The sequence below is a fragment of the Pelorhabdus rhamnosifermentans genome (assembly GCF_018835585.1).
In the GTDB taxonomy this organism is placed as follows: Bacteria; Bacillota; Negativicutes; order UMGS1260; family UMGS1260; genus Pelorhabdus; species Pelorhabdus rhamnosifermentans.
In genome coordinates, this window is the sequence record NZ_JAHGVE010000013.1 from 111,570 (window position 1) to 136,407 (window position 24,838).

27 protein-coding genes and 1 pseudogene are annotated in these 24,838 nt (G+C 44.1%); 27 read left to right on the forward strand and 1 reads right to left on the reverse strand.

Going from position 1 to position 24,838, the window contains the following annotated elements; genetic code table 11:
* Positions 1-23: 23 nt before the first annotated feature.
* Complete coding sequence (locus tag Ga0466249_RS15790) at positions 24-485, forward strand: OmpH/Skp family outer membrane protein (protein ID WP_246588783.1); 462 nt, start codon at positions 24-26, stop codon at positions 483-485.
* An 857-nt stretch (positions 486-1,342) separates the two neighbouring features.
* Here Ga0466249_RS15790 and Ga0466249_RS15795 read toward each other — a convergent pair.
* Positions 1,343-1,864 (reverse strand): L,D-transpeptidase family protein, encoded by a 522-nt coding sequence (locus tag Ga0466249_RS15795; RefSeq protein ID WP_246588784.1) that lies wholly within the window; start codon positions 1,862-1,864, stop codon positions 1,343-1,345.
* A gap of 140 nt (positions 1,865-2,004) precedes the next feature.
* On the opposite strand from Ga0466249_RS15795, the gene Ga0466249_RS15800 reads away from it, so the two are divergent.
* From Ga0466249_RS15800 to Ga0466249_RS15925, 26 genes and pseudogenes are all read left to right on the forward strand, one after another.
* Positions 2,005-2,817, forward strand: a complete 813-nt coding sequence (locus tag Ga0466249_RS15800; protein WP_215830439.1) for a cyanophycinase — start codon at positions 2,005-2,007, stop codon at positions 2,815-2,817.
* A gap of 18 nt (positions 2,818-2,835) precedes the next feature.
* Positions 2,836-5,502, forward strand: a complete 2,667-nt coding sequence (gene cphA / locus Ga0466249_RS15805; protein WP_215830440.1) for a cyanophycin synthetase — start codon at positions 2,836-2,838, stop codon at positions 5,500-5,502.
* Positions 5,503-5,589: 87 nt separating this feature from the next.
* Positions 5,590-6,060, forward strand: a complete 471-nt coding sequence (locus tag Ga0466249_RS15810; protein ID WP_215830441.1) for a chemotaxis protein CheW — start codon at positions 5,590-5,592, stop codon at positions 6,058-6,060.
* A gap of 9 nt (positions 6,061-6,069) precedes the next feature.
* Positions 6,070-6,975 carry a 4-(cytidine 5'-diphospho)-2-C-methyl-D-erythritol kinase gene (gene ispE, locus Ga0466249_RS15815; protein WP_215830442.1) on the forward strand — a complete coding sequence of 302 codons (906 nt, stop codon included), beginning with the start codon at positions 6,070-6,072 and terminating at the stop codon, positions 6,973-6,975.
* Positions 6,935-7,618 (forward strand): GntR family transcriptional regulator, encoded by a 684-nt coding sequence (locus Ga0466249_RS15820; RefSeq protein ID WP_215830443.1) that lies wholly within the window; start codon positions 6,935-6,937, stop codon positions 7,616-7,618. Before ispE ends, Ga0466249_RS15820 begins: the two co-directional genes overlap by 41 nt.
* Positions 7,619-7,641: 23 nt before the next feature.
* The gene (locus tag Ga0466249_RS15825) at positions 7,642-8,391 is read left to right on the forward strand and encodes a nucleotidyltransferase family protein (RefSeq protein ID WP_215830444.1); all 750 of its coding nucleotides are present in this window, start codon (positions 7,642-7,644) and stop codon (positions 8,389-8,391) included.
* A 157-nt stretch (positions 8,392-8,548) separates the two neighbouring features.
* On the forward strand, positions 8,549-9,361 hold the full coding sequence (gene purR / locus Ga0466249_RS15830; RefSeq protein WP_215830445.1) for a pur operon repressor: 813 nt from the start codon (positions 8,549-8,551) through the stop codon (positions 9,359-9,361).
* Between the two features lie 105 nt (positions 9,362-9,466).
* Positions 9,467-10,843, forward strand: coding sequence for a bifunctional UDP-N-acetylglucosamine diphosphorylase/glucosamine-1-phosphate N-acetyltransferase GlmU (gene glmU / locus Ga0466249_RS15835; protein WP_215830446.1), 1,377 nt, complete (start codon positions 9,467-9,469; stop codon positions 10,841-10,843).
* Between the two features lie 26 nt (positions 10,844-10,869).
* Positions 10,870-11,820 carry a ribose-phosphate diphosphokinase gene (locus Ga0466249_RS15840; protein ID WP_215830447.1) on the forward strand — a complete coding sequence of 317 codons (951 nt, stop codon included), beginning with the start codon at positions 10,870-10,872 and terminating at the stop codon, positions 11,818-11,820.
* A 224-nt stretch (positions 11,821-12,044) separates the two neighbouring features.
* Positions 12,045-12,611, forward strand: coding sequence for an aminoacyl-tRNA hydrolase (gene pth / locus Ga0466249_RS15845; RefSeq protein ID WP_215830448.1), 567 nt, complete (start codon positions 12,045-12,047; stop codon positions 12,609-12,611).
* 8 nt (positions 12,612-12,619) lie between these two features.
* Positions 12,620-13,864 (forward strand): radical SAM family protein, encoded by a 1,245-nt coding sequence (locus tag Ga0466249_RS15850; protein WP_215830449.1) that lies wholly within the window; start codon positions 12,620-12,622, stop codon positions 13,862-13,864.
* A 132-nt stretch (positions 13,865-13,996) separates the two neighbouring features.
* Entirely contained in the window at positions 13,997-14,194 is a 198-nt protein-coding gene (gene rpmE, locus Ga0466249_RS15855; RefSeq protein ID WP_215830450.1) for a 50S ribosomal protein L31, read from the forward strand.
* A 70-nt stretch (positions 14,195-14,264) separates the two neighbouring features.
* Positions 14,265-15,161: a DUF1385 domain-containing protein gene (locus Ga0466249_RS15860; RefSeq protein WP_215830451.1), complete on the forward strand. Its 897-nt coding sequence runs from the start codon at positions 14,265-14,267 to the stop codon at positions 15,159-15,161.
* A complete protein-coding gene (gene prfA, locus Ga0466249_RS15865; RefSeq protein WP_215830452.1) occupies positions 15,154-16,221 on the forward strand; it encodes a peptide chain release factor 1 in 1,068 nt (355 codons plus the stop codon). Before Ga0466249_RS15860 ends, prfA begins: the two co-directional genes overlap by 8 nt.
* Positions 16,221-17,087 (forward strand): peptide chain release factor N(5)-glutamine methyltransferase, encoded by an 867-nt coding sequence (gene prmC, locus Ga0466249_RS15870; protein ID WP_215830453.1) that lies wholly within the window; start codon positions 16,221-16,223, stop codon positions 17,085-17,087. Before prfA ends, prmC begins: the two co-directional genes overlap by 1 nt.
* A gap of 12 nt (positions 17,088-17,099) precedes the next feature.
* On the forward strand, positions 17,100-18,149 hold the full coding sequence (locus Ga0466249_RS15875) for an L-threonylcarbamoyladenylate synthase (RefSeq protein WP_215830454.1): 1,050 nt from the start codon (positions 17,100-17,102) through the stop codon (positions 18,147-18,149).
* Between the two features lie 45 nt (positions 18,150-18,194).
* Positions 18,195-18,800 carry a manganese efflux pump MntP gene (locus tag Ga0466249_RS15880; RefSeq protein WP_376769305.1) on the forward strand — a complete coding sequence of 202 codons (606 nt, stop codon included), beginning with the start codon at positions 18,195-18,197 and terminating at the stop codon, positions 18,798-18,800.
* A 19-nt stretch (positions 18,801-18,819) separates the two neighbouring features.
* A complete protein-coding gene (locus Ga0466249_RS15885; protein WP_246588785.1) occupies positions 18,820-19,302 on the forward strand; it encodes a low molecular weight protein arginine phosphatase in 483 nt (160 codons plus the stop codon).
* A 29-nt stretch (positions 19,303-19,331) separates the two neighbouring features.
* Positions 19,332-19,775, forward strand: coding sequence for a ribose 5-phosphate isomerase B (gene rpiB, locus Ga0466249_RS15890; protein WP_246588786.1), 444 nt, complete (start codon positions 19,332-19,334; stop codon positions 19,773-19,775).
* A gap of 11 nt (positions 19,776-19,786) precedes the next feature.
* A complete protein-coding gene (locus Ga0466249_RS15895) occupies positions 19,787-20,341 on the forward strand; it encodes a TIGR01440 family protein (protein ID WP_215830457.1) in 555 nt (184 codons plus the stop codon).
* A 29-nt stretch (positions 20,342-20,370) separates the two neighbouring features.
* The gene (gene glyA / locus Ga0466249_RS15900) at positions 20,371-21,606 is read left to right on the forward strand and encodes a serine hydroxymethyltransferase (RefSeq protein ID WP_215830458.1); all 1,236 of its coding nucleotides are present in this window, start codon (positions 20,371-20,373) and stop codon (positions 21,604-21,606) included.
* Positions 21,607-21,640: 34 nt separating this feature from the next.
* Positions 21,641-22,267, forward strand: a complete 627-nt coding sequence (upp, locus tag Ga0466249_RS15905) for a uracil phosphoribosyltransferase (protein ID WP_215830459.1) — start codon at positions 21,641-21,643, stop codon at positions 22,265-22,267.
* Positions 22,268-22,427: 160 nt separating this feature from the next.
* Entirely contained in the window at positions 22,428-22,844 is a 417-nt protein-coding gene (locus Ga0466249_RS15910) for a deoxycytidylate deaminase (protein ID WP_215830460.1), read from the forward strand.
* 158 nt (positions 22,845-23,002) lie between these two features.
* Positions 23,003-24,406 (forward strand): FAD-binding oxidoreductase, encoded by a 1,404-nt coding sequence (locus tag Ga0466249_RS15915; RefSeq protein WP_215830461.1) that lies wholly within the window; start codon positions 23,003-23,005, stop codon positions 24,404-24,406.
* Between the two features lie 41 nt (positions 24,407-24,447).
* A complete protein-coding gene (locus Ga0466249_RS15920; RefSeq protein WP_215830462.1) occupies positions 24,448-24,630 on the forward strand; it encodes a 4Fe-4S binding protein in 183 nt (60 codons plus the stop codon).
* A gap of 17 nt (positions 24,631-24,647) precedes the next feature.
* Positions 24,648-24,838, forward strand: a pseudogene (locus Ga0466249_RS15925) (2-oxoacid:acceptor oxidoreductase subunit alpha); the annotation flags it as partial.

Below are 24,838 nucleotides of genomic sequence, written 5' to 3' on the forward strand. Positions count from 1 at the left end.
GCGGGGGAAGAAGGTCAACAAAATTGGTTAATGCTAAAAGACAAGGAAAAGGGTTTATGTTAGCCGTATTATTTCTCTTGGGAGTAGCTGGCATAATTAGTTACAATACCAGCCCAACTTACGCTGCTGAACAATCCTCTTCTGCTATCGGCGTTGTGGACTATCAATTTTTAGTATCACAGCATCCTGATATGGTAGTGGCACAACAAACTATAAATGAAGCACTTGGGCAAGCGAAAAATGATTTTGATGCCAAAAGTGCTAAAATGAGCGATCCGGATAAACAAGCGTTCTATCAGCAATTACAACAGGGGATTGAACAAAAGAAACAGGAACTCTTAGGGCCTATTAATGACAAAGTTATGGCGGCAGTGAAGTCGATTGCCGAAGCCAAGGGGTTAGCGATTATTGTAGATAAAAACAGTGTCATCTATGGTGGACAAGATATAACCGACGATGTGATGAAGATGATTATCCCAAAATAGGATTTATATCTCCTGATAGTATGTTCCGATAAAGGACGGTGTTTTTTTTGTTACAGCCAGGGCTTCTTTAAAAAAGCGCTGGCTGTTTTGACTATTTCTTAGCGGGTTTTGTTTTTTCCTTCTGGCAGGTGTTGTCACAATAAGGCATGTCTTTGGCTACATTTTGTTGTCCCTTTGTAATGGGATATTTATCGGCGTTTTTTTTCAATATAGTTCACCTCCTGTACGTATTGTTTGCAAAGGTGGTGTCTTTAATCAAAATATAGAGTTTAATTTGAAAGGGGTGATGAGGTTTGGCCAATGAATATTGCTGTGAAGGATATTATAATTCTGGCATAATGAACCGGCGATTATGGCAAATCAGGGGCTTTTGTCGTGTTTTAAAGCAAATGGTTGCATTTGAAATAAATTCCGTGTATATTACTAAATAAATCATGTATGAGGTTCAACGTGGAACTTATGTTACGTAAAGTGGCATAAGTCTTTTGTTTTCTATAATCTGGATATAATCAACGGTGGTGTATAGGATGTTATTGGCATTAATATTAGCAATTTTTTTTGGAACTTTAGTTGGGTGGATTTTTGTAAAGCCTTATAATTATCAAGACCTTTGTCGATATTCTGATAAAGATAATAACGATTAAATTTAAGGCGAAAATTCTTCCGCCTTGTTTAGGCTGAAGCAGGGACTTTCATATGATTCTTTGGGGCCTAATTAAATCTTATTCTTACAAAAAATGACTGAGACACTACCGGCCCTTCGTGGCTGGAATAGGGTTCAGTCATTTTTTTGTCCCATTAGAATTTCTAAGCAAACAAGGAACTTGGCTAGAAATATTTTTATCATGTTTTTATATCTACGGTTTGCTTGTTCCGTGGATGCCATAAGTATCGAAATTGAGACCCATCCAGCGGGAGCCGAGCATGCCACCTGGGTTAAGCACCTTTGAAGCAATGGCATAGTTGCCCGTTGGCGTCGGGGTGCTTGGTTTGCCTATGGCAACAGGATAGGTTCGAATAGGTGTTTTACCGTTAAAGAGCGTGAGCTGCCGTGGGCCCTTCTGTATCAAAATATGGGCAGGTGATGACGGTCCCTTGGCACGCCTCGTTTGTGTTTGTGGGGCAATAGACTGAGTAACAGCAGGAAGTAAGCGACACAGTGTTAGCGCCGTCACTGTTCCTATTCTTAGTCCTTCTCTTTCTTGGAATTGCGTGATGGCTGAGAGCGTTTCTGCGTCGCATAAGCCTGTTATTTGTCCGTGATAGAATTTTTTTGTTTGGAGTAGTTGCTGGATTTCTTTCATTAAGGCAGGCTGCTGTCTGAATATCAGGCAGTCACTTGTAAGCTTTGCCTCCGGGAAAATGATTCGTACAAGCATATTGAGCCCTCCGTTATCTTAGATTTTGTGCTGCACTAGTATATGCTGCAACGCAAAAAAGTGTGAATTTACATTGTTTTGTATAAAAGCAGGGGCTTATTGGCAAAAATAGTTTCAGATTATCAATTTGGAGGTTGTCCATGGGTGAAAAAGTTTCAGGTAATCTTATGATTATTGGGGGAAACGAAGATAAAGAGGGCGAGTGCCTCATACTCAAAGAGTTTTTCAAACTGGCCGGCGGCAGGGAAGCGCGCATTGTTTTAATTACAACAGCCAGCGAATTCCCACGTGAATTAGGGGATATCTATCGAACGCTATTTTTAGATTTTGGCGCGCGTACGGCAGCTGTATTATATATTGATGACCGTGAATCAGCCAATGATTTGCACTTAACGGAGGACATTGATCAAGCGACAGGTGTCTTTTTTACGGGGGGCGATCAATTGCGGCTGACAAGTATTTTGGGCGGGTCACAAGTCGATGCAGCCATCAGGCGTTGTTATCAGCAGGGAAATATTATTGCCGGAACAAGTGCCGGGGCATCTGTTATGAGCGATACCATGATTGTTGAAGGCGACTCCAATGAATCAGCTCAGAAGTCGACATTAGCTATGGCTCATGGTATGGGCTTATTAGAAGAAGTTGTTATTGATCAACATTTTGCCCAAAGGGGCCGAATCAATAGGCTCCTTTCGGCTGTTGCTCAAAATCCGTTTGTTCTTGGCATCGGCATTGATGAAGATACAGCCCTCGTTGTTTCGGATAATGCCACAGGAAAGGTTATTGGCTCGAAAACTGTGACGATTGTTGATGGAAAACATATTATTCATTCCAATATTTCAGAATCAAATCTGCATGACCCTCTGGCAATTACAAATATTCGGCTACACATTTTACCGTCTGGTTTTGGCTTTGATTTGAAACGGCGCATGCCCTTTACTTGTAACTCTTAAAAAAGGTGGTTGCTATTGATGCGTATTCTATCCTTCCGATATTTTGAAGGTCCTAATATTTACAGCTATTCGCCTGTTGCGAAGGTGACTGTTGATATTGGGCGCTATGAATACTTACCAACTCAAAAGATAGCGGGTTTTACTGATTGTTTATTGGAATTGCTGCCTACCCTCCAGGAACATAAATGTTCCAGAGGCTATGCTGGTGGTTTTGTTGAACGCCTCAGGGAAGGAACCTATCTTGCCCATGTTTTTGAACATGTCGTATTGGAACTGCAAAATTTAATGGGTTATGACATTTCTTTTGGTAAAACACGCAGTACAGAGCGAAAGGGTGTTTACGATGTTGTGTATGGCTGCAGTGCAATGAAAGTAGGACGAGCTGTAGCTCATTATAGCCAGCTTATCATTAATACCCTTGCCGAAGGGCGGTCTGTTGATGGAGAAACTGTTTTAAATGAGCTAAAGGACGTAGTCAGAAAGTCCCGCTTGGGACCAAGTACGCAAGCCCTTGTCAATGCAGCGAAAGCACGGGCCATTCCTGTTACAAGTCTTGATGGGGATAGTCTTTACATGTTCGGTTACGGAAATAAGCAACAGCGTATTTGGGCCTCTGTAACGGGGCAGACAGGAAGTATTGCTACAGATATTGCCTGTCATAAATTTCTGACGAACCAATTACTGCGGGATAATGGTATTCCTGTGCCTGATGGTATGGTCGTAAGTAACCTGGAGGAGGCAAAATCAGCTTTTCTCTCCTTTCACTGTCCTGTTGTCCTAAAGCCCTTAGATGGTAATCAAGGGAAGGGCGTGACACTTAATATGCATTCAGTTGCTGAAATTAGCCGTGCTTATCATGTGGCAGCTCAGTTTAATGAAAATGTTTTGATAGAAGAATTTATTCCAGGCCAGGAATATCGCTTCTGTGTTGTCCATGGCAAAGTGATTGCTGTGGCCCGACGGCTTCCAGCACAAATCATTGGGGATGGAAAGTTATCCGTTAAGCAGCTTGTTGATCAGGAAAATAGTCGACAAGAACGCGGCGAAGATCATGAGCAGGTTTTGACTAAAATTAGAATTGATGCCATTGCTCTCGTGACTCTGGCCAAGCAACAACTTAGCATAGAAAGCATTCCAAGCGAAGGCCAGGTTGTTGTTATTAGGGAAAATGCTAATCTTTCCACAGGTGGAACAGCTTGTGATGTGACAGGTCAGGTTCATGCTGAGATAGTGGCTAGTGTAGAACGAGCCGTGCGAATTATTGGTCTTGATGTAGCAGGTGTAGATGTTGTCACAACAGATATATCGCAGCCTTTAACCCAGGTCGGTGGGGCTATTATTGAAGTCAATGCAGCGCCGGGGCTTAGAATGCATCATTATCCATCAGAGGGCCAACCGCACGATGTAGCTGGGGCCATTTTAGATTATCTTTTCCCAGCAGGTGACCAAGGTCGTATTCCCATTGTGGCCATTACAGGGACAAACGGTAAGACCACAGTGACCCGGATGGTCAGTCATATTTTGATGCAAGTAGGGTTACACGTTGGCATGACAACGACAGACGGTATTTATATTGATGGACAATGTATTATTGAAGGAGATACAACTGGGCCGGCAAGTGCTAAAATTATTCTGAGCGATTCTACTGTTGAGGCAGCTGTCCTTGAGACAGCGAGGGGGGGCATTCTTCGGGCGGGCTTAGCTTTTGATTACTGTGATGTGGGTGTTGTGACGAACATTACGGAAGATCATCTTGGTCAGTATGGGATTGATAGTTTGGAGGATATGGCTTATATTAAGTCACTCATATTGGAGCGAACTCAGGCGAAAGGGTATGCAATTCTCAACGCCGATGACGCTCAGGTTGTTTCACTAGCGTCACGCATAAAAGCACCGATTATCTATTTTAGCCTTGAAGCCGATAATATTATTATTCGTCGTCATTTAGGCGTGGGAGGCAAGACTTTTTTTGTAAAAAACGGCGTGATCTACGCTGCAAATGGTGCGAGGTCCCAGCCTGTTGTTCGCGTGAAAGATATTCCAGTTACACTGGGCGGAGCTGCTGTTCATAATATTCAGAATGCTATGATTGCAGTTGCTGTTACATCAGCATTAAAAATCTCTCGCCGTACTATTAAGCAAAGTCTCTGTACCTTTGAAAAGAATCCCGGGCGGCTTACGATTAGAGACATTGGGGGCATTCGAGTTTGTGTTGACTATGGGCACAATCCAGCCGGTTATGCTGCTCTTATTCAAACAGTCAAAAAGCTCGGAGCCAAACGCTTAATTGGCGTTATTGCTGCTCCTGGTGACAGGCCGGACAGCTGTATTGTAAGTATGGGTAACAGTGCGGGACGCGGTTTTGATCACATTATTATTAAAGAAGATGCTGATTTAAGGGGCCGTGAGAGGGGACAAGTGGCGGCGCTGCTTAAAGCGGGGGTTTTAAGCGCAAAACGTACACTAGGCAATATTGATATTATCTATTCTGAGGCCGAAGCTGTACGCAAGGCACTGATGATAGCACAACATGGCGATCTTATTGTCGTTTTCTATGAAAAATATCGCGTTGTCAATGATGTTATCGATGATTTCGAACGACAAATAGCCGAAAAAAGACCTCAGCAAGGCATTGAAACTCTTCCAAATGATCAATTTGTGGCAGCAAGTGGCAAAACCTTTTAGAATTTATTTGTAAAACTGTAGCCATTAGAAGGCATTTCCGCTGACTTGTAGAATATTAAAAACAAAGTAAAAAGTGGAGGTGCTGTTATGGACGAACGTACAGTTAATGAAGAATTACAATTGGTTGTTTTTACTTTGGCAACTGAAGAGTATGCCCTTCCTATTACTAAAGTCCAAGAAATTAACCGTCTTGTGCCCATTACCAAGCTACCGCAAACACCAGCTTTTATGGAAGGAATTATTAATTTGCGTGGGCGTATTATTCCTGTTATTGATTTAAGAAAGCGTTTTTCCTTGGTTTTAAAGGAGCATACGGATGACACCCGTATTATTATTGTAGAGATTCAAGGACAAACACTTGGCGTCATTGTAGATGCTGTCACAGAAGTGATTCGTTTGCAGTCAGACAGTATTGAGCCGCCGCCGCAGGCTTTTGCGATTGATTCCAAGTATATTCAAGGTGTGGGAAAACTCGATAGTAGGCTGATTATCTTGTTGGATATTGATCGGATCTTTTCCAAGAATGAAGAAAAAATCTTACAAGATATGAATGATTAGGGGAAACAGATGGTTATAAAAAAAGCTTATGCCAAAATTAATTTAGCTCTTGATGTGCTTTATAAAAGGTGTGATGGCTATCATGAAGTCAAGATGGTCATGCAGTCCATTGACTTGTACGATACAGTGACACTGACGAAAAAGAAGCAGGGGATTGAGCTTGTAACGGATCGGAAAGAACTTCCTGTGGGTGCATCGAATTTGGCTTATCAAGCGGCGCAGTTATTCCAAGAGACTTATTCTATTTCTACCGGTGTATCCATGATATTGCATAAAAAAATCCCTATGTCTGCAGGTCTTGCTGGGGGGAGTGCCGATGCAGCGGCTGTGCTCAAGGGGATGAACGAACTTTTTGAATTGCACTTATCACTTGCTGAGCTCAGTAAGTTGGGTGCACAGCTTGGTTCAGATGTTCCTTTTTGCCTGGCTGGGGGGACACAGCTGGCTACAGGACGAGGTGAGCAGCTTGTAGAACTTCCTGCCCTTCCTTCTTGCTATGTTGTGCTGGCTAAGCCAGCGATGGATGTGTCGACGGCCTGGGTTTATGGGCATTATGAACCTCGGAATGTTATGAGTCATCCTGACATTCCCTCACTCGTGGCGGCTCTGGAAAAACAAGATTTATCAGGCGTCATTGCCTGTTGTGGTAATGTGTTGGAAGCCGTCACATTTTCAGCACATCCATCACTGGTTCAATTGAAAGAAAAAATGGCTGGATTTGGTATGCTGACGAGTTTAATGTCTGGTAGTGGACCAACAATTTTTGCTTTGACGAGTACTCAAGAAACCGCCCAGGCGCTTAAAGCGCTTTTAGAAAACGAGGCGGCCTTATTTGTTGATGTGACTAAAACCGTTACAAGGGAGAAGAATGAATATGGAGAGACGTTTATTGCCAATAAAACTAGACAGCTATAAACCATTGCGTGAAGTAGTTAGTGAAACCTTGCGCGAGGCCATTGTGAGCAGTGTACTTAAACCAGGTGAAAGGCTTATGGAAATTCAGCTTGCTGAAGAATTGGGCGTGAGCCGTACGCCTGTGCGCGAAGCCATTCGCAAGTTAGAACTGGAAGGCTTCGTTATTATGATTCCAAGGCGTGGGACCTATGTGGCGGATTTATCAATAAAAGATGTTAATGAAGTTTTTGAAATTCGTACGGCTCTTGATGTGCTTGCAGCGGGTTTGGCAGCTGAAAGAATTACAGATGAAGAACTGGAAACAATGGAACGCATTTTGGTGCAAATTGGTGAATGTGTCGATCAAAACGAACTAGAACCCATTGTGGAGCTTGATAGTCAGTTTCATGATATTTTATACCGTGCCTGTCGTAATGACCGACTTGTGGGGATTATTAACAACCTTCGGGAACAAATTACCCGGTTTCGGGCCATTTCCATGGCTGTTCCTGGTCGGATAAAAAATACATTGGAAGAACACAGCCGCTTAGTTGAAGCTATTGCAGCACGTGACGTCGATTTGTCACAGGAATTGGCACGACAACATATGGAAAATTCAGAACAAACTTTACTGCTCGATATGAATAATCGGCGGAAGGTGTAGGGTAGAAGGAGGAATCGCGTTTCATGGTAGATGCCCTCATCTTAGCTGGTGGTGAAACAAGCGAGAGTCTTCATGAACTTTCTGGTGAAACGTACGAGGCATTTATAAAGATTGACGGAAGGCCCATGGTGACTTATGTGGCCGATATCTTGGCGAATAGCCCATTTGTGGAACGAATCTTTATTGTTGGTCCTCGGGCTGAGCTTTCACACTGCAACTTTCCAGAAAATTCAATACTGATTCAGGGCGGTAAATCACTGCTAGAAACCATCCAAATAGGAATGGCTGCTGTGGATCAAGCAAAAAAGACGCTTGTTCTTACTTGCGATATTCCTCTTATTACGGAAGAGGCAGTACGGCATTTTCTGCAGAGTTGCCAAAAGAATGAGGCTGATTTTTATTATCCTATTGTGGAAAAAGAGTGCAGTGAACACTGTTATCCTGGTAATGAGCGGACCTATGTGCGATTAAAAGAGGGGGCGTTTACAGGCGGAAATATTTTTCTGGTGGATCCCAGGATTGTTCCCGCTTGTTTGAAGCAAGCCGAGTATATCTTGGAAAATCGTAAAAAGCCATTTAAATTATGTCAATTTCTTGGAATCCTATTTGTTCTTCAATTTTTGTTTGGGAAGCTCAAACTAAAAACGGTTGAACGGCGAGTTTCGCAGCTTTTACATATTCGTGGAGCGGTTATTCGGTCTCCTTTTGCTGAGGTGGGACTAGATGTGGATAAACCCAGTGATCTCATGCTTGTGCGGAGTTTTTTAGAATGAGAGTTGAATTCACTTTTTTTTTGTAGCACGTCTTGTCGTGCTACTTTTTTTGTATGTCAGCATAAGTAAGCAGGATTTAGTATAATAACAGAGAAAGTGAATAAAAATAATTAAATTCACCATAATGTTCGGGTTTTTGCCAAATGGAGGGCTTTTTATGGATAAAGTACGGAGAATTGATCGGTTGATTGCGATTACGAAGGTACTTGTCGATCACCCGCATCGTTTGTTTTCCTTGAGTTATTTTAACGGATTATTTGATGCGGCAAAATCAACATTGAGCGAAGATGTCCTGACAATTAAGCAGTCGTTAGTTGCGTTTGATATGGGAACATTAGAAACAGTATCAGGTGCTGCAGGCGGAGTTCGGTATCTTCCTTATCAATCGGTAAGTTCTATTCATACTTGTTTAGAAACTGTGGCTAGGCATTTTCGAGAGTCAGACCGTATTATTGCCGGTGGTTTTATTTACATGTCTGATATACTTTTTGATTCGTCGCTTATGGCAACGGTGAGCGAAATTTTTCTTACCAAGTTTAGTCAGACTAAGCCGGACTATATTATGACAGTCGAGACCAAGGGAATTCCCCTGGCACTTATGACTGCCAGAGCTTTTCATGTGCCACTTGTCATTGTACGCCGTGGTAGTCGCGTCACAGAAGGATCGGCTGTTAGTATTAATTATGTGACAGGTTCATCCCATCGCATTCAAACCATGTCGCTACCTAGGCGGGCTATTCAAAGTGGTTCGCGCGTGCTAATCATTGATGACTTTATGAAAGCAGGTGGTACGGCTCGCGGGATGGTTGATTTAGCGCGCGAAGTGGGGGCAGAGACGGTTGGTATTGGTGTTCTTGTTGCAACGAGGGAGCCTATACAGAAATTGGTTGAAAAATATACGGCGTTGCTTATCTTACAGGGTGTAGATGAACATAATAAACGAATAGATATTCAGCCCATAGCCGATTAAATTTTGTTATATTTGTAATATTCTTTTGGAGGAATATTGTGTTTTATGTCGAAAAGCAACTTTTATGTCCTTTTTAGGAATCTTTGTTTGTCAGGGGGAATTTTTATGACGAAACCTTCCTGCACCGCAGTTATTCTTGCCGCAGGCAAAGGGACGCGCATGAAATCTACTTTGCCGAAGGTGCTGCATAAAATAGGTGGCAAGGCCATGGTTCAGCATGTCCTTGATGCTGCCACAGATGCCGGGGCAACATTGAATATTGTTGTCATCGGATTTGGTGCTGATGAGGTACAACAGGCACTGGCTGGACAAGCTGAATTTGTTGTTCAGCAGGAACAATTGGGTACGGGACATGCCGTTTTGCAAGCTGTTCCTTTATTGACAGCTGAAAGCAAGACAGTCATGGTACTTTGTGGTGATACGCCGCTATTGACTCATGAACTATTAAGTAAGCTGCTTGCAGCACATGAAGAACAGGTTGCTCAGGCTACGGTTCTTACGGCTACTATGCCTGATGCCACAGGATATGGCCGGGTAGTTCGTGATGAAACGGGACAAGTACTCAAGATTGTGGAGCAAAAAGATGCTTCACAAGACGAGTTAGCCATCAAAGAAGTCAATACCGGGATTTATTGTTTTGATCAGCAGGTACTCCTTAGTACGCTGAGGGAACTTACTTGTGACAACGCACAAGGCGAATATTATTTAACCGATGTCATTTCCATTCTCGTCAAAGGCGGGATGAAAGTGGCAGCCGTGTCTGCGGAAGATTACCAAGAGACACTCGGCATTAATTCGCGGAGTCAATTGGCTGAGGCCGAGTTGATATTACGGCGGCGCAAATTAAAAGAGCTTATGGATCAGGGCGTAACTATCATGGATGTAAACAGTACTTTTATTGACGAATCAGTCACGATTGGTACGGATACGGTCATCTATCCTTTTACCTGGATTGAGGGTAACACGAAAATTGGCAGTCATTGTGAAATTGGGCCTAATTCGCGGATTCAAAACAGCCAAATCGCAAGTGGCGTAATTTTTCATTTCAGTTATGCTCATGAAGTAGTTATTGAGGAGAACGTTATTGTGGGTCCTTATGTTCATCTCAGGCCGAATACGCATTTATCATCAGGTGTCAAAGTAGGTAATTTTGTTGAAGTCAAAAATTCCATGATTGGTAAGGGAAGCAAGCTTCCTCACCTGAGCTATATTGGCGATACAGACATGGGGGAAAGAGTGAATATTGGCTCAGGCACCATTACGGTGAATTATGATGGGGTGCACAAACATCGTACAACCATTGAAGATGATGCTTTTATTGGCTGTAACGCTAATCTCGTAGCACCCGTAGTTGTTGAACGCGGTGCTTATGTGGCGGCTGGGTCAACAATTACAAAAAATGTTCCAGCTCAGGCGCTGGGTGTAGCACGGGCCAGACAGAACAATTTAGCTGGTTGGGTTGATAGAATTAAAAACAAGTGAAAGTAAAATGATGGGGGTTAGCAACGATGTTAGAAGATAGCAAACGGCTGCGAATTTTCAGCGGCAACGCCAATAAGCCTTTGGCTGAAGAAATAGCAGCATGTTTAGGGATTTCCGTAGGAGACGCTTTTGTGGGGCATTTCAACAATGGCGAAACTCAGGTCATGATTGATGAAAGTGTACGTGGTACAGATGTTTTTATCATTCAGCCTACGTGTTCACCAGTCAATGATCATTACATGGAGCTGCTTATTATGGTAGATGCTTTAAAACGGGCCTCAGCCAATCATATTACGGCAGTTATTCCTTACTATGGTTATGCCAGACAAGATCGCAAAACACGTGGTCGGGAGCCGATCTCTGCTAAGCTTGTGGCCAATCTTCTGACAACTGCCGGCGTAACGCGTGTCGTTACGATGGATCTTCATGCTGGACAGATTCAAGGTTTTTTCGACATTCCTGTTGATCATTTACCAGGCGGCCCGATTTTAGCTGATTATATTACATCAAAAGAATTAACAGATCTTGTTGTTGTTTCGCCAGATCTTGGCGGCGTAACACGTGCTAGACAATTGGCCGATCGTCTGGAAGCTCCGATTGCCATTATTGAAAAACGGCGTCCAGAGCCAGGTGTTGCTGAAGTCATGAATTTGATTGGCAGTGTGGAAGGCAAGAATGCTGTTCTTGTCGATGATATTGTCGATACAGCTGGTTCTCTGACTGAAGGTGCTAAAGCTTTGGAGCGGATGGGAGCTAAAAGCGTTTATGCCTGTTGTACGCACGGTGTGCTGAGCGATCCGGCAGTTGAGCGGATTAATAACTCGAATTTGAAGGAATTAATTATTACGAATACCATTCCTTTGCCGAAAGATAAACACAGTGATAAGATTAAAGTGCTTTCTGTAGCACCGCTTATGGCTGAAGCGATTATTCGCATTTTTGGTGAACTTTCTGTCAGCAAACTTTTTGATGATTGATTGTTTGTCTTAATAAACGAAGAGACATAACAAGGAGTGACTGCCAAAGGCAGATCACTCCTTGCTTTTTCACATCATTCTACATTATACTTGACTTCTCTACTGATAGTAATACGATTTTTGTATCTGCTAGGTGTATTATGAAACGTGAACGTTTTTTTTATTTGCAGGGATATGCTACAATAAAGGGACTATAGCTGTGAGGCTAAATGATAGGTGATGACATGAAACTTATTGTTGGTTTAGGAAATCCAGGCTCTGAATATGCGGCTACGCGTCATAATATTGGTTTTATGGTACTCCAGCAATTGGCTCTGAAATGGGGAGTAACCGATTGGAAATTTCAAGAAGAAGCACTTGTAGCTGATTATCGCTTTAAATGTGAACGCATTTTACTTGTGAAACCGCAGACATTTATGAATAACAGCGGCGTTGCTGTCAGTGCTTTGGCGCGTTTTTTCAAGATCACTGAAACAGATATCCTCATTATATATGATGATCTTGATTTAGCTGTGGGAAAGCTTAGGTTACGGGCTAAGGGTACTTCAGGTGGACATCGCGGGTTGGGATCAATTATTTTGCACTTGGGTAAGGACACTCTTTCCCGCATCAAAATTGGCATTAGTCATCCAAGTGGCATGCGGCCTGTTGTTGATCATGTGCTTACGCCTTTTACAACCGAAGAAGCCCCCTTAATTCGGGATGCTATTGGACAGGCGGTTCTGGCGACTGAAGCTTGGCTAACCGATGGAATTGCTCCGGCTATGAATCAATTCAATAAGAATAAATAGGTGATAATATGGTAACTGCTTTGTTTGCTGACAAGGACGGCGAAATATTTGATGCTCCCGGCTATCCTGCGGCAGGGCGTATCGGTGATCGACTTGTGCCGCTATTAAAAAAAGATCTTATTCCCTTGCCTGAAGGCTCTGAACTCATGCTGCTGCCAGATAGACAGGCCGTGTATGTTGATGAACAGGGAAAAGTAATGCCTTTGCCAGATAAAGTTTTAGCTGTGGCGGCCATGCTTCCGGTTGGTTATACACGGACTTATTTGCCAGCTTTTTTTAAGGAAGATGATGCGCCTGTTCTGCCTCTTTATGGTTATACTGCTACAGCGCTTGTCAATGATGCGATTTATGTTGCAGCTGTGAAAAGTGATGACAATGAAAAGTGGCATCCTTATCATTACAATACAAAATCCCTCAAGGATAAGGTGGCACGCATCAAGCGGGAGTTTTCGGGCAACCGTCTAGTGAAGCACCTGGCGCACTGCTCGTTGACCTGGCATTGTTGTACGGCACAAAACTTTTTTTACCATCGCTGGGAGGCCGGTATTCCTACATCGCCTTCTTGTAATGCTCATTGTTTTGGCTGTATTTCGCTTCAGGCATCGGAGTGTTGTCCGTCGCCCCAGAGCCGGATTGAATTTCGTCCGACGGCTGCTGAAGTGGCGGAAATTGGTCTCTATCATTTAGCTTCTTCGCATGAGCCGATGATTAGTTTTGGCCAAGGCTGTGAAGGCGAGCCGGCTCTTGCCTATGAGGTCATCGCTTCTGCTATCACGATGATCCGTCAGTCGACAGATCAAGGTGTGGTTAATATCAATACGAACGGCGGTTTCTTTGAAGGCATAAAGGCCATTGTTGATGCGGGCCTTGAGCATATGCGTGTCAGCATTATTAGTGCTCTTGAAGAAACTTATCAAGCCTATTATCGTAGCAATTATACCCTGGCTGACGTGAAAAAATCTATTGCCTATGCTAAAGCGCACGGCGTTTTTGTTTCACTTAATATGTTGTCTTTCCCAGGTCTGAACGACCGTCAAGACGAAGTGATGGCTTGGGAGAATTTTGTACGGGAAACAAAGATTGATATGATACAATTACGTAATCTTAATTTGGATCCCGATGCCTTTTGGAATATCATGCCGAAGTCTGCTGCGCCTAGTCTCGGTGTATGCAATTTTATTGAACGCCTTGGACGCTCAGACAGTCATCTTGTGATAGGTAGCTTTAGTCATTATGTGTCCAAGGACGAGTGAAGTGATAGGGTGAAATCATTTACGAAAATATTGCGTAACCTATTTTGTTGTGCTATACTCTTAGAAGAAAACTGTAGTAGTCTATATATTACGTCAAAGAACGTGATAGTAAAAAGTGAGGTGCAATAAGCGATGAAGAAAGATATTCATCCTAACTTTGGGGAAGCCAAAGTCGTGTGTGGCTGTGGAAACACGTTTATCACTGGTTCTGTAAAAAAAGAACTCCGCGTGGACGTTTGCTCTAAATGCCATCCTTTCTATACCGGTCAACAACGCAATGCAGCGGTTGGCGGAAGAATTGAGAAATTCAATAAACGTTATGGTAAATAAGAACAATAGGTCCAGCAGAGCAGAAATGCTCTGCTGTATTTATATACTGAAATCAATCAGGAGGTAGCCTGTGAAACAAAAAGTATCGATTGGCGGTCAAGCTGTCATTGAAGGGGTCATGATGCGGGGTCCTAAGTATATCGCAACAGCTGTCAGGGAGCCAGGCGGTACCATTGCTATTGATAAATCAGCTCTTTCATCTGTCGCAGATAAATATCCACTCTTGAAAAAACCGATGATACGCGGCGTAGTTGCCCTCGTCGAGTCACTTGTTTATGGACTGAAATCACTTTCTTATTCGGCACAAGTCGCTGGAGAAGAAGGCGAAGAACTGTCTGATAAAGAAATTGCTATGACGATGGTTTTTGCGCTTGTCCTTGGCATTGGTTTGTTTGTTATTTTGCCGACTTATGCGGCGAAAGCCATTCATACCTCTATTAGTGATCCCATTTTGCTCAATTTGCTGGAAGGAATGCTTCGTTTGGTTATTTTCTTTGCTTATATTTTTGGCATATCGCGCATGAGGGACATTCAGCGGGTATTTGAATATCATGGTGCCGAGCATAAAACGATTTTTGCCTATGAGGCAGGCGTTGAACTGACAGCTGAAAATATTCGTCCTTACAGTCGGCTTCATCCGCGTTGTGGAACGAACTTTTTGCTCATTGTCATGATTGTGAGTATTGTGCTATTTGCTTTTTTAGGCTGGCCCAATTTGTTAGAACGTATTGTTTCCCGCGTAATTTTATTGCCCGTTGTGGCAGGCATTGCCTATGAGATTATTCGCTTTGCCGGACGCAGTGAAAAACGCTGGGTGGCCATTGCCATTACGCCTGGTCTGTGGCTGCAAAATTTAACGACAAGAGAACCGAGTGATGATCAAATTGAAGTTGCCGTAGCGGCACTTACAGCCGTAAACCCAGCCAATTATTTATCCTCAGAAACAAAGGTGGATGACCATGCTTGAACAATTGCAGGCCATTGAAGATAAGTTTTTAGAACTAGAAAATTTAATTAGTGACCCTGTTGTTTTAGCCAATCAAAGTGAATGGTTGAAACATACCCGATCACACGCAAAATTAGCGCCCATTGTTGCTAAATTTCGTGAATATAAGGTTGTACAACAGTCTTTAGTTGATGCGAATGAAATGCTGAAAGAAAAATTGGATGATGATTTTAAGTCGCTTGTTCAACAGGAACTGACGGAGTTAAAAGCAAAAAATGAAGTGCTGGCTGAAGAATTACGGATTTTAATGTTGCCCAAAGATCCTAATGACGATAAAAATGTTATTGTGGAGATTCGTGGCGGTGCAGGTGGCGATGAAGCGGCTTTATTTGCTGGGGACTTGTTTCGTATGTATACGCGCTATGCAGAAACACAGGGGTGGCGGGTCGAGATATTGGATGCTAGTCCCACTGATTTGGGTGGCTTTAAAGAGGTCGTCTTCGTCCTGGAAGGCGATGGAGCTTATAGCCGTTTAAAATTTGAAAGTGGTGTTCATCGTGTACAACGTGTACCGACCACAGAGTCGGGTGGCCGTATTCATACGTCTACAGTCACTGTCGCAGTACTGGCTGAAGCAGAAGATGTGGACATCGATATTAATCCAACGGAGCTTAAGATTGATACGTATTGTGCCAGCGGCGCAGGTGGACAGCATGTCAACCGGACGGAGTCGGCTGTGCGTATTACTCATCTGCCAACAGGGATTATTGTCACCTGTCAAGATCAAAAGTCACAACTTAAAAATCGTGAACAAGCCATGCGTGTACTGAGGGCTAAGGTACTAGAGCAGGCCGAGGCACAGCAGCATGCGGAAGTGGCTGAGGCACGAAAAAGCCAAGTCGGTACAGGCGATCGTAGCGAACGTATTCGAACCTATAATTTTCCGCAGGGCCGAGTAACAGATCACCGCATTGGGCTTACCTTGCACAAGTTGGATTTTATCTTGAACGGTGATTTAACCGAGTTGATTAACGCCCTCATTACAGCGGATCAAAGTGAGCGGCTCAAGCAGGTGCAGTGATGGCGACGGAGTGTTGGACGATTAGCCGTATTTTATCATGGACTAAGCAGTACTTTACCGAGAAAGGCGTGGCTTCACCACGCCTTGATGCGGAAGTACTGCTTTCCCATGTCTTGAAAACCGACCGTATTCACTTGTATGTGCATTTCGATCAGCCTTTGCAAAGTGAGGAATTACAAAAGTTTCGTCAAGCTGTCAGGGAGCGGGCGCTGCGCCAACCTGTCGCTTATATTATTGGCAGGAAAGAATTTATGGGGTTAGATTTTATTGTATCGCCTCATGTGTTAATACCGCGGCCAGATACGGAAATCCTAGTAGAAACGGCGCAAAAATTACTGTCTCCTCTTCGCGAGCCACGCTTGGCTGATGTGGGGACAGGCAGCGGAGCTATTATCGTGAGTCTGTTGCACTTACTGCCAGATGCTCAAGGCGTTGCGGTCGATATTTCGGAGGAGGCCCTTGCTGTGGCGCAGCAGAATGCAAGGCGTCATGCTGTTAGAGAGAGAGTAGAGTTCTTAGAAGGGAATATGACAGAGCCTCTGACAGGAACGTTTGACGCTATTTTGTCCAATCCGCCGTACATTCCTGATGAAGTGATTGCAACATTGGAGCCGGAAGTTCGCCGGGAACCCGTGAACGCTCTAGCGGGCGGCAAGGATGGTTTAAACTTTTACCGTCATTTGATTAAAAATAGTGCGGCTTATTTAAACGATAATGGTTTTTTGGCTATCGAGATTGGTCAGGGGCAAGCGAGGGATATTCAGCAATTGGTCTTGTCATCGCCATTGATTGTTCAATCCATTCATAAGGATTATGCGGGTATTGAACGCGTCATCATATTGGCAAAGAAAAAAGACTTACTATAGAGAAGGGGTATTATGGATACAGTTTTTCACAAAATTTCATCGCTGACGCCTGATCCACTTGTGATTGCTGAGGCAGGAACGATTTTAAAGCGGGGCGGGTTGGTGGCTTTCCCAACAGAGACCGTTTATGGTCTGGGTGCCAGCGCTTATCAGGAAGAGGCATTGCGTAATATCTATCAGGCCAAGGGGCGTCCGTCCGATAATCCGCTTATTTTGCATATTGCCGAATTAGACACGTTTTATGAGTTGGCGAAAACCCTACCTGAAAGTGCTAAAATCATTACAGCGGCCTTTTGGCCCGGACCATTGACGGTAATCGTACCGCGCAGCGAGCGCGTTCTTGATGTGGTGACAGGCGGTCTTGACACGGTTGCTGTACGCTTTCCAAGCTCACTGATTGCTCAACAAGTGATTCGTGCAGCTCAGGTGCCTATTGCTGCTCCAAGCGCTAATCGATCAGGACGTCCCAGTCCGACGTCAGCCGCTGCGGTGAAGGAAGATCTTGACGGTAAAATTGACATGATACTTGATGGTGGCGATTGTACTATTGGTGTTGAATCAACTGTTGTCGATTGTACTACAACTGTGCCAACGATTTTACGTCCAGGTGGTATTACTTATGAAATGCTTACAGCCGTCTTGAAACGCGTTGATATCGATCCAGGTCTGAACGGCGATTCTCTTGCGATTCCCAAGTCTCCTGGCATGAAGTATCGGCATTATGCACCTGTTGCGCCTGTGCTGCTTTTCGAAGGGGCAGTGGATAAACAGCGCCAGGCTATCGAGAAGCAAGCGATGGCTTACTCAGGGCAAGGGAAAAAAGTGGGCCTCCTTGTTTGTGATGAATGGCAATATTCTTTGCCGCCTGTGGCAGTTTTGGCGACATTTGGCTCGCTCACTCGGCCGCAAGATATTGCCAGTCGGATTTTCAGGGTGCTACGGTCTTTTGACCATAAAACAGTGGATATAATTTTGGCTCAAGGTATTGACGAGCAAGGCATTGGCCGTGCTGTTATGAATCGGCTGCGCAAAGCGGCAGGGCACCAAGTCATAAAAGTCTAGACATTTCTCTCCTTTTCCATCATATACTTTGAAAGAAAAGGAGAGGTGAGTCTATTGACAGTACTTAATTTACTACTGCTGAGTTTTGCTCTTGGGACGGACTTATTTTCCGTTGCAATTCCCATTGGGATGACGCACCTTTCACGCTGGACAATTTTTCGCGCTTCTCTTGTCTTTGCCCTATTCCATATTGTCATGATCTTAACGGGCTATCATTTAGGACATGGGCTGGGCACTTTTGTGGAAGAAGTGGGTTCTCAGCAGGTATTAGGGCCGCAGGCAGTTATTCAAAATTGGGCCGATCTGCTTGGCGCCGTCATTTTGGTACTCATTGGCGTTAATATGATTCGCGAAAGTTTTGTCAAACACAAAGCTGCTTCTTACAGTCATCCCCTTCAGGGCTGGACGCTGTTGATGCTTGCCACGAGTGTGAGTATTGATGCTTTTGCAGCTGGTATTAGCATGGGGATGATGGATGTCGATCTTATTCGTCTAAGTATATTGCTTGGATGGGTTATTTTTATTATCAGTTGTACGGGACTGAGTGTCGGGAGACAGCTTGGGCGCTATGTGGGTGCTTATGCCGAAGTAGGTGGCGGAGCGCTACTTACGCTGTTTGGCCTTCATCTATTTATGAAGGGCCTATTTTAAGGGAACAGGAGGAAGTTCATTGCATATCCTTGTTGTGTGTACAGGCAATACCTGCCGGAGTCCCATGGCGGAAGCCTTATTGGAACAAAAAATTGCATCAGCTCATTTGGAAAAAAAGATTACCGTTCAGTCGGCAGGTTTAGCAGCGGTTGATAGGCAGCCAGCCTCTTCTGGTGCCAAGGCGGTCATGAAAGCGCGCGGTCTTGATCTTATGTCGCATGAATCCCATCTTCTCACGGCAGAATATGTAGTAGCAGCTGATCTTATATTGACAATGACGGTCAGTCACAAGACTTACCTGCTTCAGTTATTTCCAGAGGCCAGCGGAAAGGTGAGTACCTTAGCTGAATATAGCGAGGAAAAACAGGAGGTTGTCGATCCTTTTGGCGGTAGCCTAGCAGAATATGAGCGCTGCGCCGTCATGTTGGACAAGCTGATTTATAAAGCCTGGAGAAAGATTTGTAAACAGGCAGGAAAAAACGAGAACTTTGCAGAAAAATGACAACGAATGATTGTGGGAGGGATACTTTGATGGTGCTTGCTATTGGCAGTGATCATGGCGGAGTTCATTTAAAGGACGAAATAAAACATTATTTCACAGAAAATGACATTGAATTTTTCGATTTTGGTGCGCAGGTCGGCGAATCGGTAGATTATCCCGATGTTGCCAAGAAACTGGCTGTGGCTGTTGCGGATGGCACGTATGAACGGGGTATTTTGATTTGTGGGACAGGCATTGGTGTTTCCATCTCAGCCAACAAAGTACATGGTATTCGGGCGGCTCTTTGTACAGATGTTTATTCGGCACAAATGGCACGAGAACATAATGATGCGAATATTTTAACGCTTGGTGAAAGAGTGACAGGCCCAGGACTGGCGCTTATGATTGTAGAGACATGGTTAAATACAGCTTTTGCCGGTGGGCGTCATGCTCGTCGGGTAAATAAAATTATGGAGATTGAGCAAAACCGTTGAGGTGAATTCAGGTGGAATATAAGGAAGAATTGCAACAAATTGGCTGTGACGTTCGTAAGGCAACTGAGGAACTGTTTAGCCTGGCTGATCTGAAACAAGGTCAGGTTTTTGTTGTTGGTTGTAGTACAAGTGAAGTGCAAGGTGAAAAAATCGGTTCAGCTGGTTCTGATGAGGTGGCCAAGGTGCTGTTAACAGAACTGAGGCATATGGCAGATCGTAAGCTCGTTTATTTGGCTATCCAATGTTGTGAGCATTTAAATCGGGCTCTTGTTGTGGAACGTTCAGCACAACAAAAATATGGTTGGCCTGAGGTTTCGGTTATTCCTGTGCGTCATGCTGGTGGAGCTCTGGCAGCGCAGGCCATGCAGGATTTTACGGATCCTGTTGTTGTAGAGGAGATTGCCGCCCATGCAGGCATTGATATTGGCTGTACGTTAATTGGTATGCATTTACGGCCTGTAGCTGTGCCTGTAAGACTTGTGCAAAAACAGGTAGGACAGGCACTGATTATTGCTGCAAAAACGCGTCCAAAGCTTATTGGTGGGGCGCGGGCTGTTTATCAATAATATAGGTACAAAGAAAGAGGAGGAATAGCATGTCCCTGTTAGAACAAGTAGATCCACAAATTTTTGCGGCTATCGCGCTGGAGAAGAAGCGTCAGCAGAACAAACTTGAACTGATTGCTTCAGAAAATTTTGTTAGCGAGGCAGTCATGGAGGCACAGGGATCGGTATTGACGAACAAATATGCCGAAGGCTATCCCGGTCACCGCTATTATGGCGGATGTGAACATGTTGATGTTGTGGAACAACTAGCAATCGATCGAGCTAAAAAACTGTTTGGTGCCGATCATGTCAATGTTCAGCCGCACTCTGGTGCACAGGCCAATATGGCTGTTTATTTTGCTATGTTAAAACCAGGTGATACTATTATGGGCATGAACTTGTCTCATGGCGGTCATCTTACACATGGCAGTCCTGTGAATTTTTCCGGCAAATGGTTCTCTGTGATTCCCTATGGTGTTGATGACAAGAGTCAGCAGATTGATTATGATGCGCTCCGAGAGTTGGCTCTTACTCGTCATCCTAAAATGATTGTAGCAGGTGCCAGCGCCTATCCGCGGATCATTGATTTTGCTAAACTTGGCGAAATTGCTCGTGAGGCTGGAGCACTTTTGATGGTAGATATGGCTCATATTGCCGGGCTTGTAGCAGCAGGGCTTCATCCCAGTCCTATTCCTCATGCTGATTTTGTTACAACAACAACTCATAAAACATTACGGGGCCCTCGTGGTGGAATGATTTTTTGTCGTGAACAATATGCCAAAGCGATTGACAAGGCTATTTTCCCGGGTATCCAGGGTGGTCCGCTTATGCATGTCATTGCAGCCAAAGCTGTGGCTCTTCAAGAAGCAAGTACGCAGGATTTTTGCCGTTATCAGCAGCAAATTGTTGCCAACGCAGCAGCTTTGGCAGAAAAACTTGTGAACAGTGGGTTTACCCTTGTGTCAGGTGGCACAGATAATCACTTGCTGCTTGTCGATGTGCGTCCCCAAACGATTACAGGCAAAGAAGCAGAGAAGTTGCTTGATGACGTTGGCGTGACTGTCAATAAAAACACCATTCCTTTTGATCCGGCCAGTCCCTTTGTAACAAGTGGAATTCGTCTGGGTGCGGCAGCTGTTACGTCACGGGGGATGGATGAAACGGCCATGGCGGTCATCGGCGAAATTATTGCTATGGTACTAAGTGCACCACATGATGCTACAGTGAAACAGGCTGCGAGGGTTAAGGTAGCGGAGCTGTGCCAAAAATATCCCTTATATGCTTAATTGGGCTCATAAAGAAGACAAAGGAGTGGACGGAATGCAAGTTCATTTAATTAATCATCCGCTTATTCAGCATAAGCTGTCCTTGATTCGAGACATTCGAACAGGTACGAAAGAATTCAGAGAAATCCTTGAAGAAATTGCCACACTCATGGCTTATGAAATCACACGCGATTTGCCTTTGGAAGATGTGGAAATTGAGACACCCGTGTCCAAATGTCATTGTAAAATGTTGGCGGGAAAAAAGCTGGGTGTTGTGCCCATTTTGCGCGCCGGTTTAGGGATGGTAAATGGCGTATTGAGACTTATTCCCGCAGCGAAAGTCGGTCATGTGGGACTTTATCGTGACCCTGAGTCCCTTCAGCCTGTTGAATATTACTGTAAATTGCCTACCGATGTGGAAGAAAGAGATTTTATTGTGATTGATCCCATGCTTGCGACAGGCGGGTCATCAGCAGCCGCCATTGCTCTTTTGAAGCGTCACGGCGCTAAAAATATCAAATTGATGTGCCTTGTTGCAGCGCCAGAAGGGATCAACCTTGTCAATGAACAGCATCCTGATGTGGGAATTTATACAGCTGCTGTAGATCTTAAATTAAATGAACATGGTTATATTATTCCTGGCCTCGGTGATGCAGGGGATCGTATTTTTGGAACGAAATGAATAGTTGAAACACAAGTCTAACGCGCCTATTCAGGTGAAAGAAGCAGATCATAGGTTGGATCTGCTTCTTCGTTATGACAGGTAGGTTCCCAGCTTCATTGTTTCTTGGAGATGATTGGTTTACTTTTTTAGCTATTCCATGAGCTGTAAGGAGGTTCGTATGCGGAAAGACTGGGATCAGTATTTTATGGATATTGCTTTTATAGTCGCTGAACGAAGTACCTGTCTGCGTCGACATGTAGGCGCGCTTGTTGTTAAAGATAAGCGAATCAAGGGGACCGGGTATAATGGCAGTCCAGCTGGTTTGCCTCATTGCATTGATGAAGGGTGTGAAATGCTTGACGGTCATTGTATTCGCTGTGTTCATGCTGAACCCAATGCTTTGCTTGAGTGTGGACCGGAAGAACGCCGGGAAGCAACGCTTTATTGTACCGATCGGCCTTGTCCAGAGTGTCAAAAGCTGATCATTACCTCGGGTATTAGCCGGGTTGTTTATGGTCGTGATTATCTCCCTCATACGGATTGGTTCAAACTCGCTCCATGGATTGAGCTTGTTTATTTAGAGCATCTTGTCTAAAACTTTATTTCTTTGTTGGAAGATTTGGTATGTTTGTCTTTTTTTTTGTTATTCGTCATTTTTTAGATTATAACTTGTTCCTAAAAGTCTTCTATAGAGCCTATAGTGAAGTCAGATGAGTTTTGGGGTGCGAGCTTGTCAAATGAGGAGAGAAGAAAATGCAAAAATACAATCAAATAACAACAGATATGATCCATGAACTGCAAAGTAGCTTGAGTGTAAAACAAGTAGTAACAGATCCGGACATCATCGAACCCTATAGCCACGATGAAGTACCTGATAGCCACTACGCTCATATGCCTGATGCAGTCGTATTTCCCGAAACAACCGAACAAGTAGCCGCTGTCGTAAAGTTTGCCAATCAGTATCTTATTCCCATTATACCCCGTGGCGCAGGTACGGGACTTGCCTGTGGGGCCGTTCCCAGTTTTGGGGGCATTGTACTAAGTTTAGAAAGAATGAACCGCATACTCGAAATTAATTCCCAGAGTTTATATGCTGTTGTAGAACCTGGCGTACGTACCGACGATGTTCAAAAAGCCGTTAAAGCCAAAGGCCTGTTTTATGCAGGGGATCCCTGCAGCGGTGACAGCTGTTTTATTGGCGGCAATGTGGCCACAAATGCCGGCGGTAATAAGGCTGTCAAGTACGGTACAACACGTCATCAAGTCTATTCATTAGAAGTCGTTATGCCAAGTGGCGACATTACCACGCTCGGTGGGCGGCTGGAGAAAAACACGACAGGCTATAATTTGGAACAACTGATCATTGGTTCAGAAGGTACACTGGGCATTGTGACCAAGATTACGCTCAAATTAAAACCCTTGCCAAAAAATATGATTGATTTGCTCGCTGTCTTCCCTGATGTAGAATCAGCCATTGCAATTGTATCCAAGGTAATTAAAGCAGGCATTACACCGACTTGCGTTGAGTTTATGGATACCATTACCATCCAAAGTGTGGAGAAATTTTTAAATGAGAAACTTCCCAATAGTGATGTTGGCAATTATATTATTATTCAAGTAGAGGCCGATACAGAAGAGGCGTTAGACGATAAAAGCATTTTATTAGATGAGCTTTGTACAGAAAATGGAGCACTGAGTGTACTTGTAGCCGATTCGCAAAAAATCTGGCGGGCCCGTAAATCCTTTGCTGAAGCGTTGCGGGCTGAAAGCCTAACTGTCGCAAAAGAGGACATCGTCGTACCTGTAGACCAAATTGCCAGCATGATGCATGAAATTGTCCGGATGCGCGAGACTTATGGACTCATTACTCGCACAGCCAGCCATGCTGGCGATGGCAATATTCATTTGAACATTCTTAAATGTGATACGCCTGATGCTGAATGGGATGAAAAGATTCAAAAATTCCAACAGGATCTTTATTCCACCGTGTATCGTCTGGGCGGTAAATTATCTGGCGAACATGGCATCGGTTATAAACGCAAAGAGCTGATGGCTGAGTTTACGGATCCTGTAGAACTTGCTGCAATGAAAGCCATAAAAAAAGCGCTTGACCCCAATCTTATTTTAAATCCCGGTAAGATTTTTGATGTGGACTAACCCGCAGGTTTGAGAACAGACAGGCTGAAAGAGGTGAAAGTATGAGCTTAAAAATCGAAACAAAACGCTGCAAAGGCTGCGGCATCTGCGTAACCTTTTGCCCCAAAGCAGTACTCAAAGTAAACGAAATTGAAAAAGTAGAAATTCTTGACGAATCCAAATGTATTAGCTGCAAACAGTGTGAACTGCGTTGTCCAGACTACGCCATATTCGTTGAAAAATAAAAGGAGTGAATTTTGTTATGGCAACTGTCCTCATGCAAGGCAATCAGGCCTGTGCTGAAGGAGCCATTGCTGCCGGCGCCCGTTTCTTTGGCGGCTATCCCATTACGCCCTCAACTGAAATCGCCGAGCTTATGGCTAAACGTCTCCCCCAGGTAGGCGGTAAATTTATTCAAATGGAAGATGAAATTTCCGGTATCGGTGTTATCAT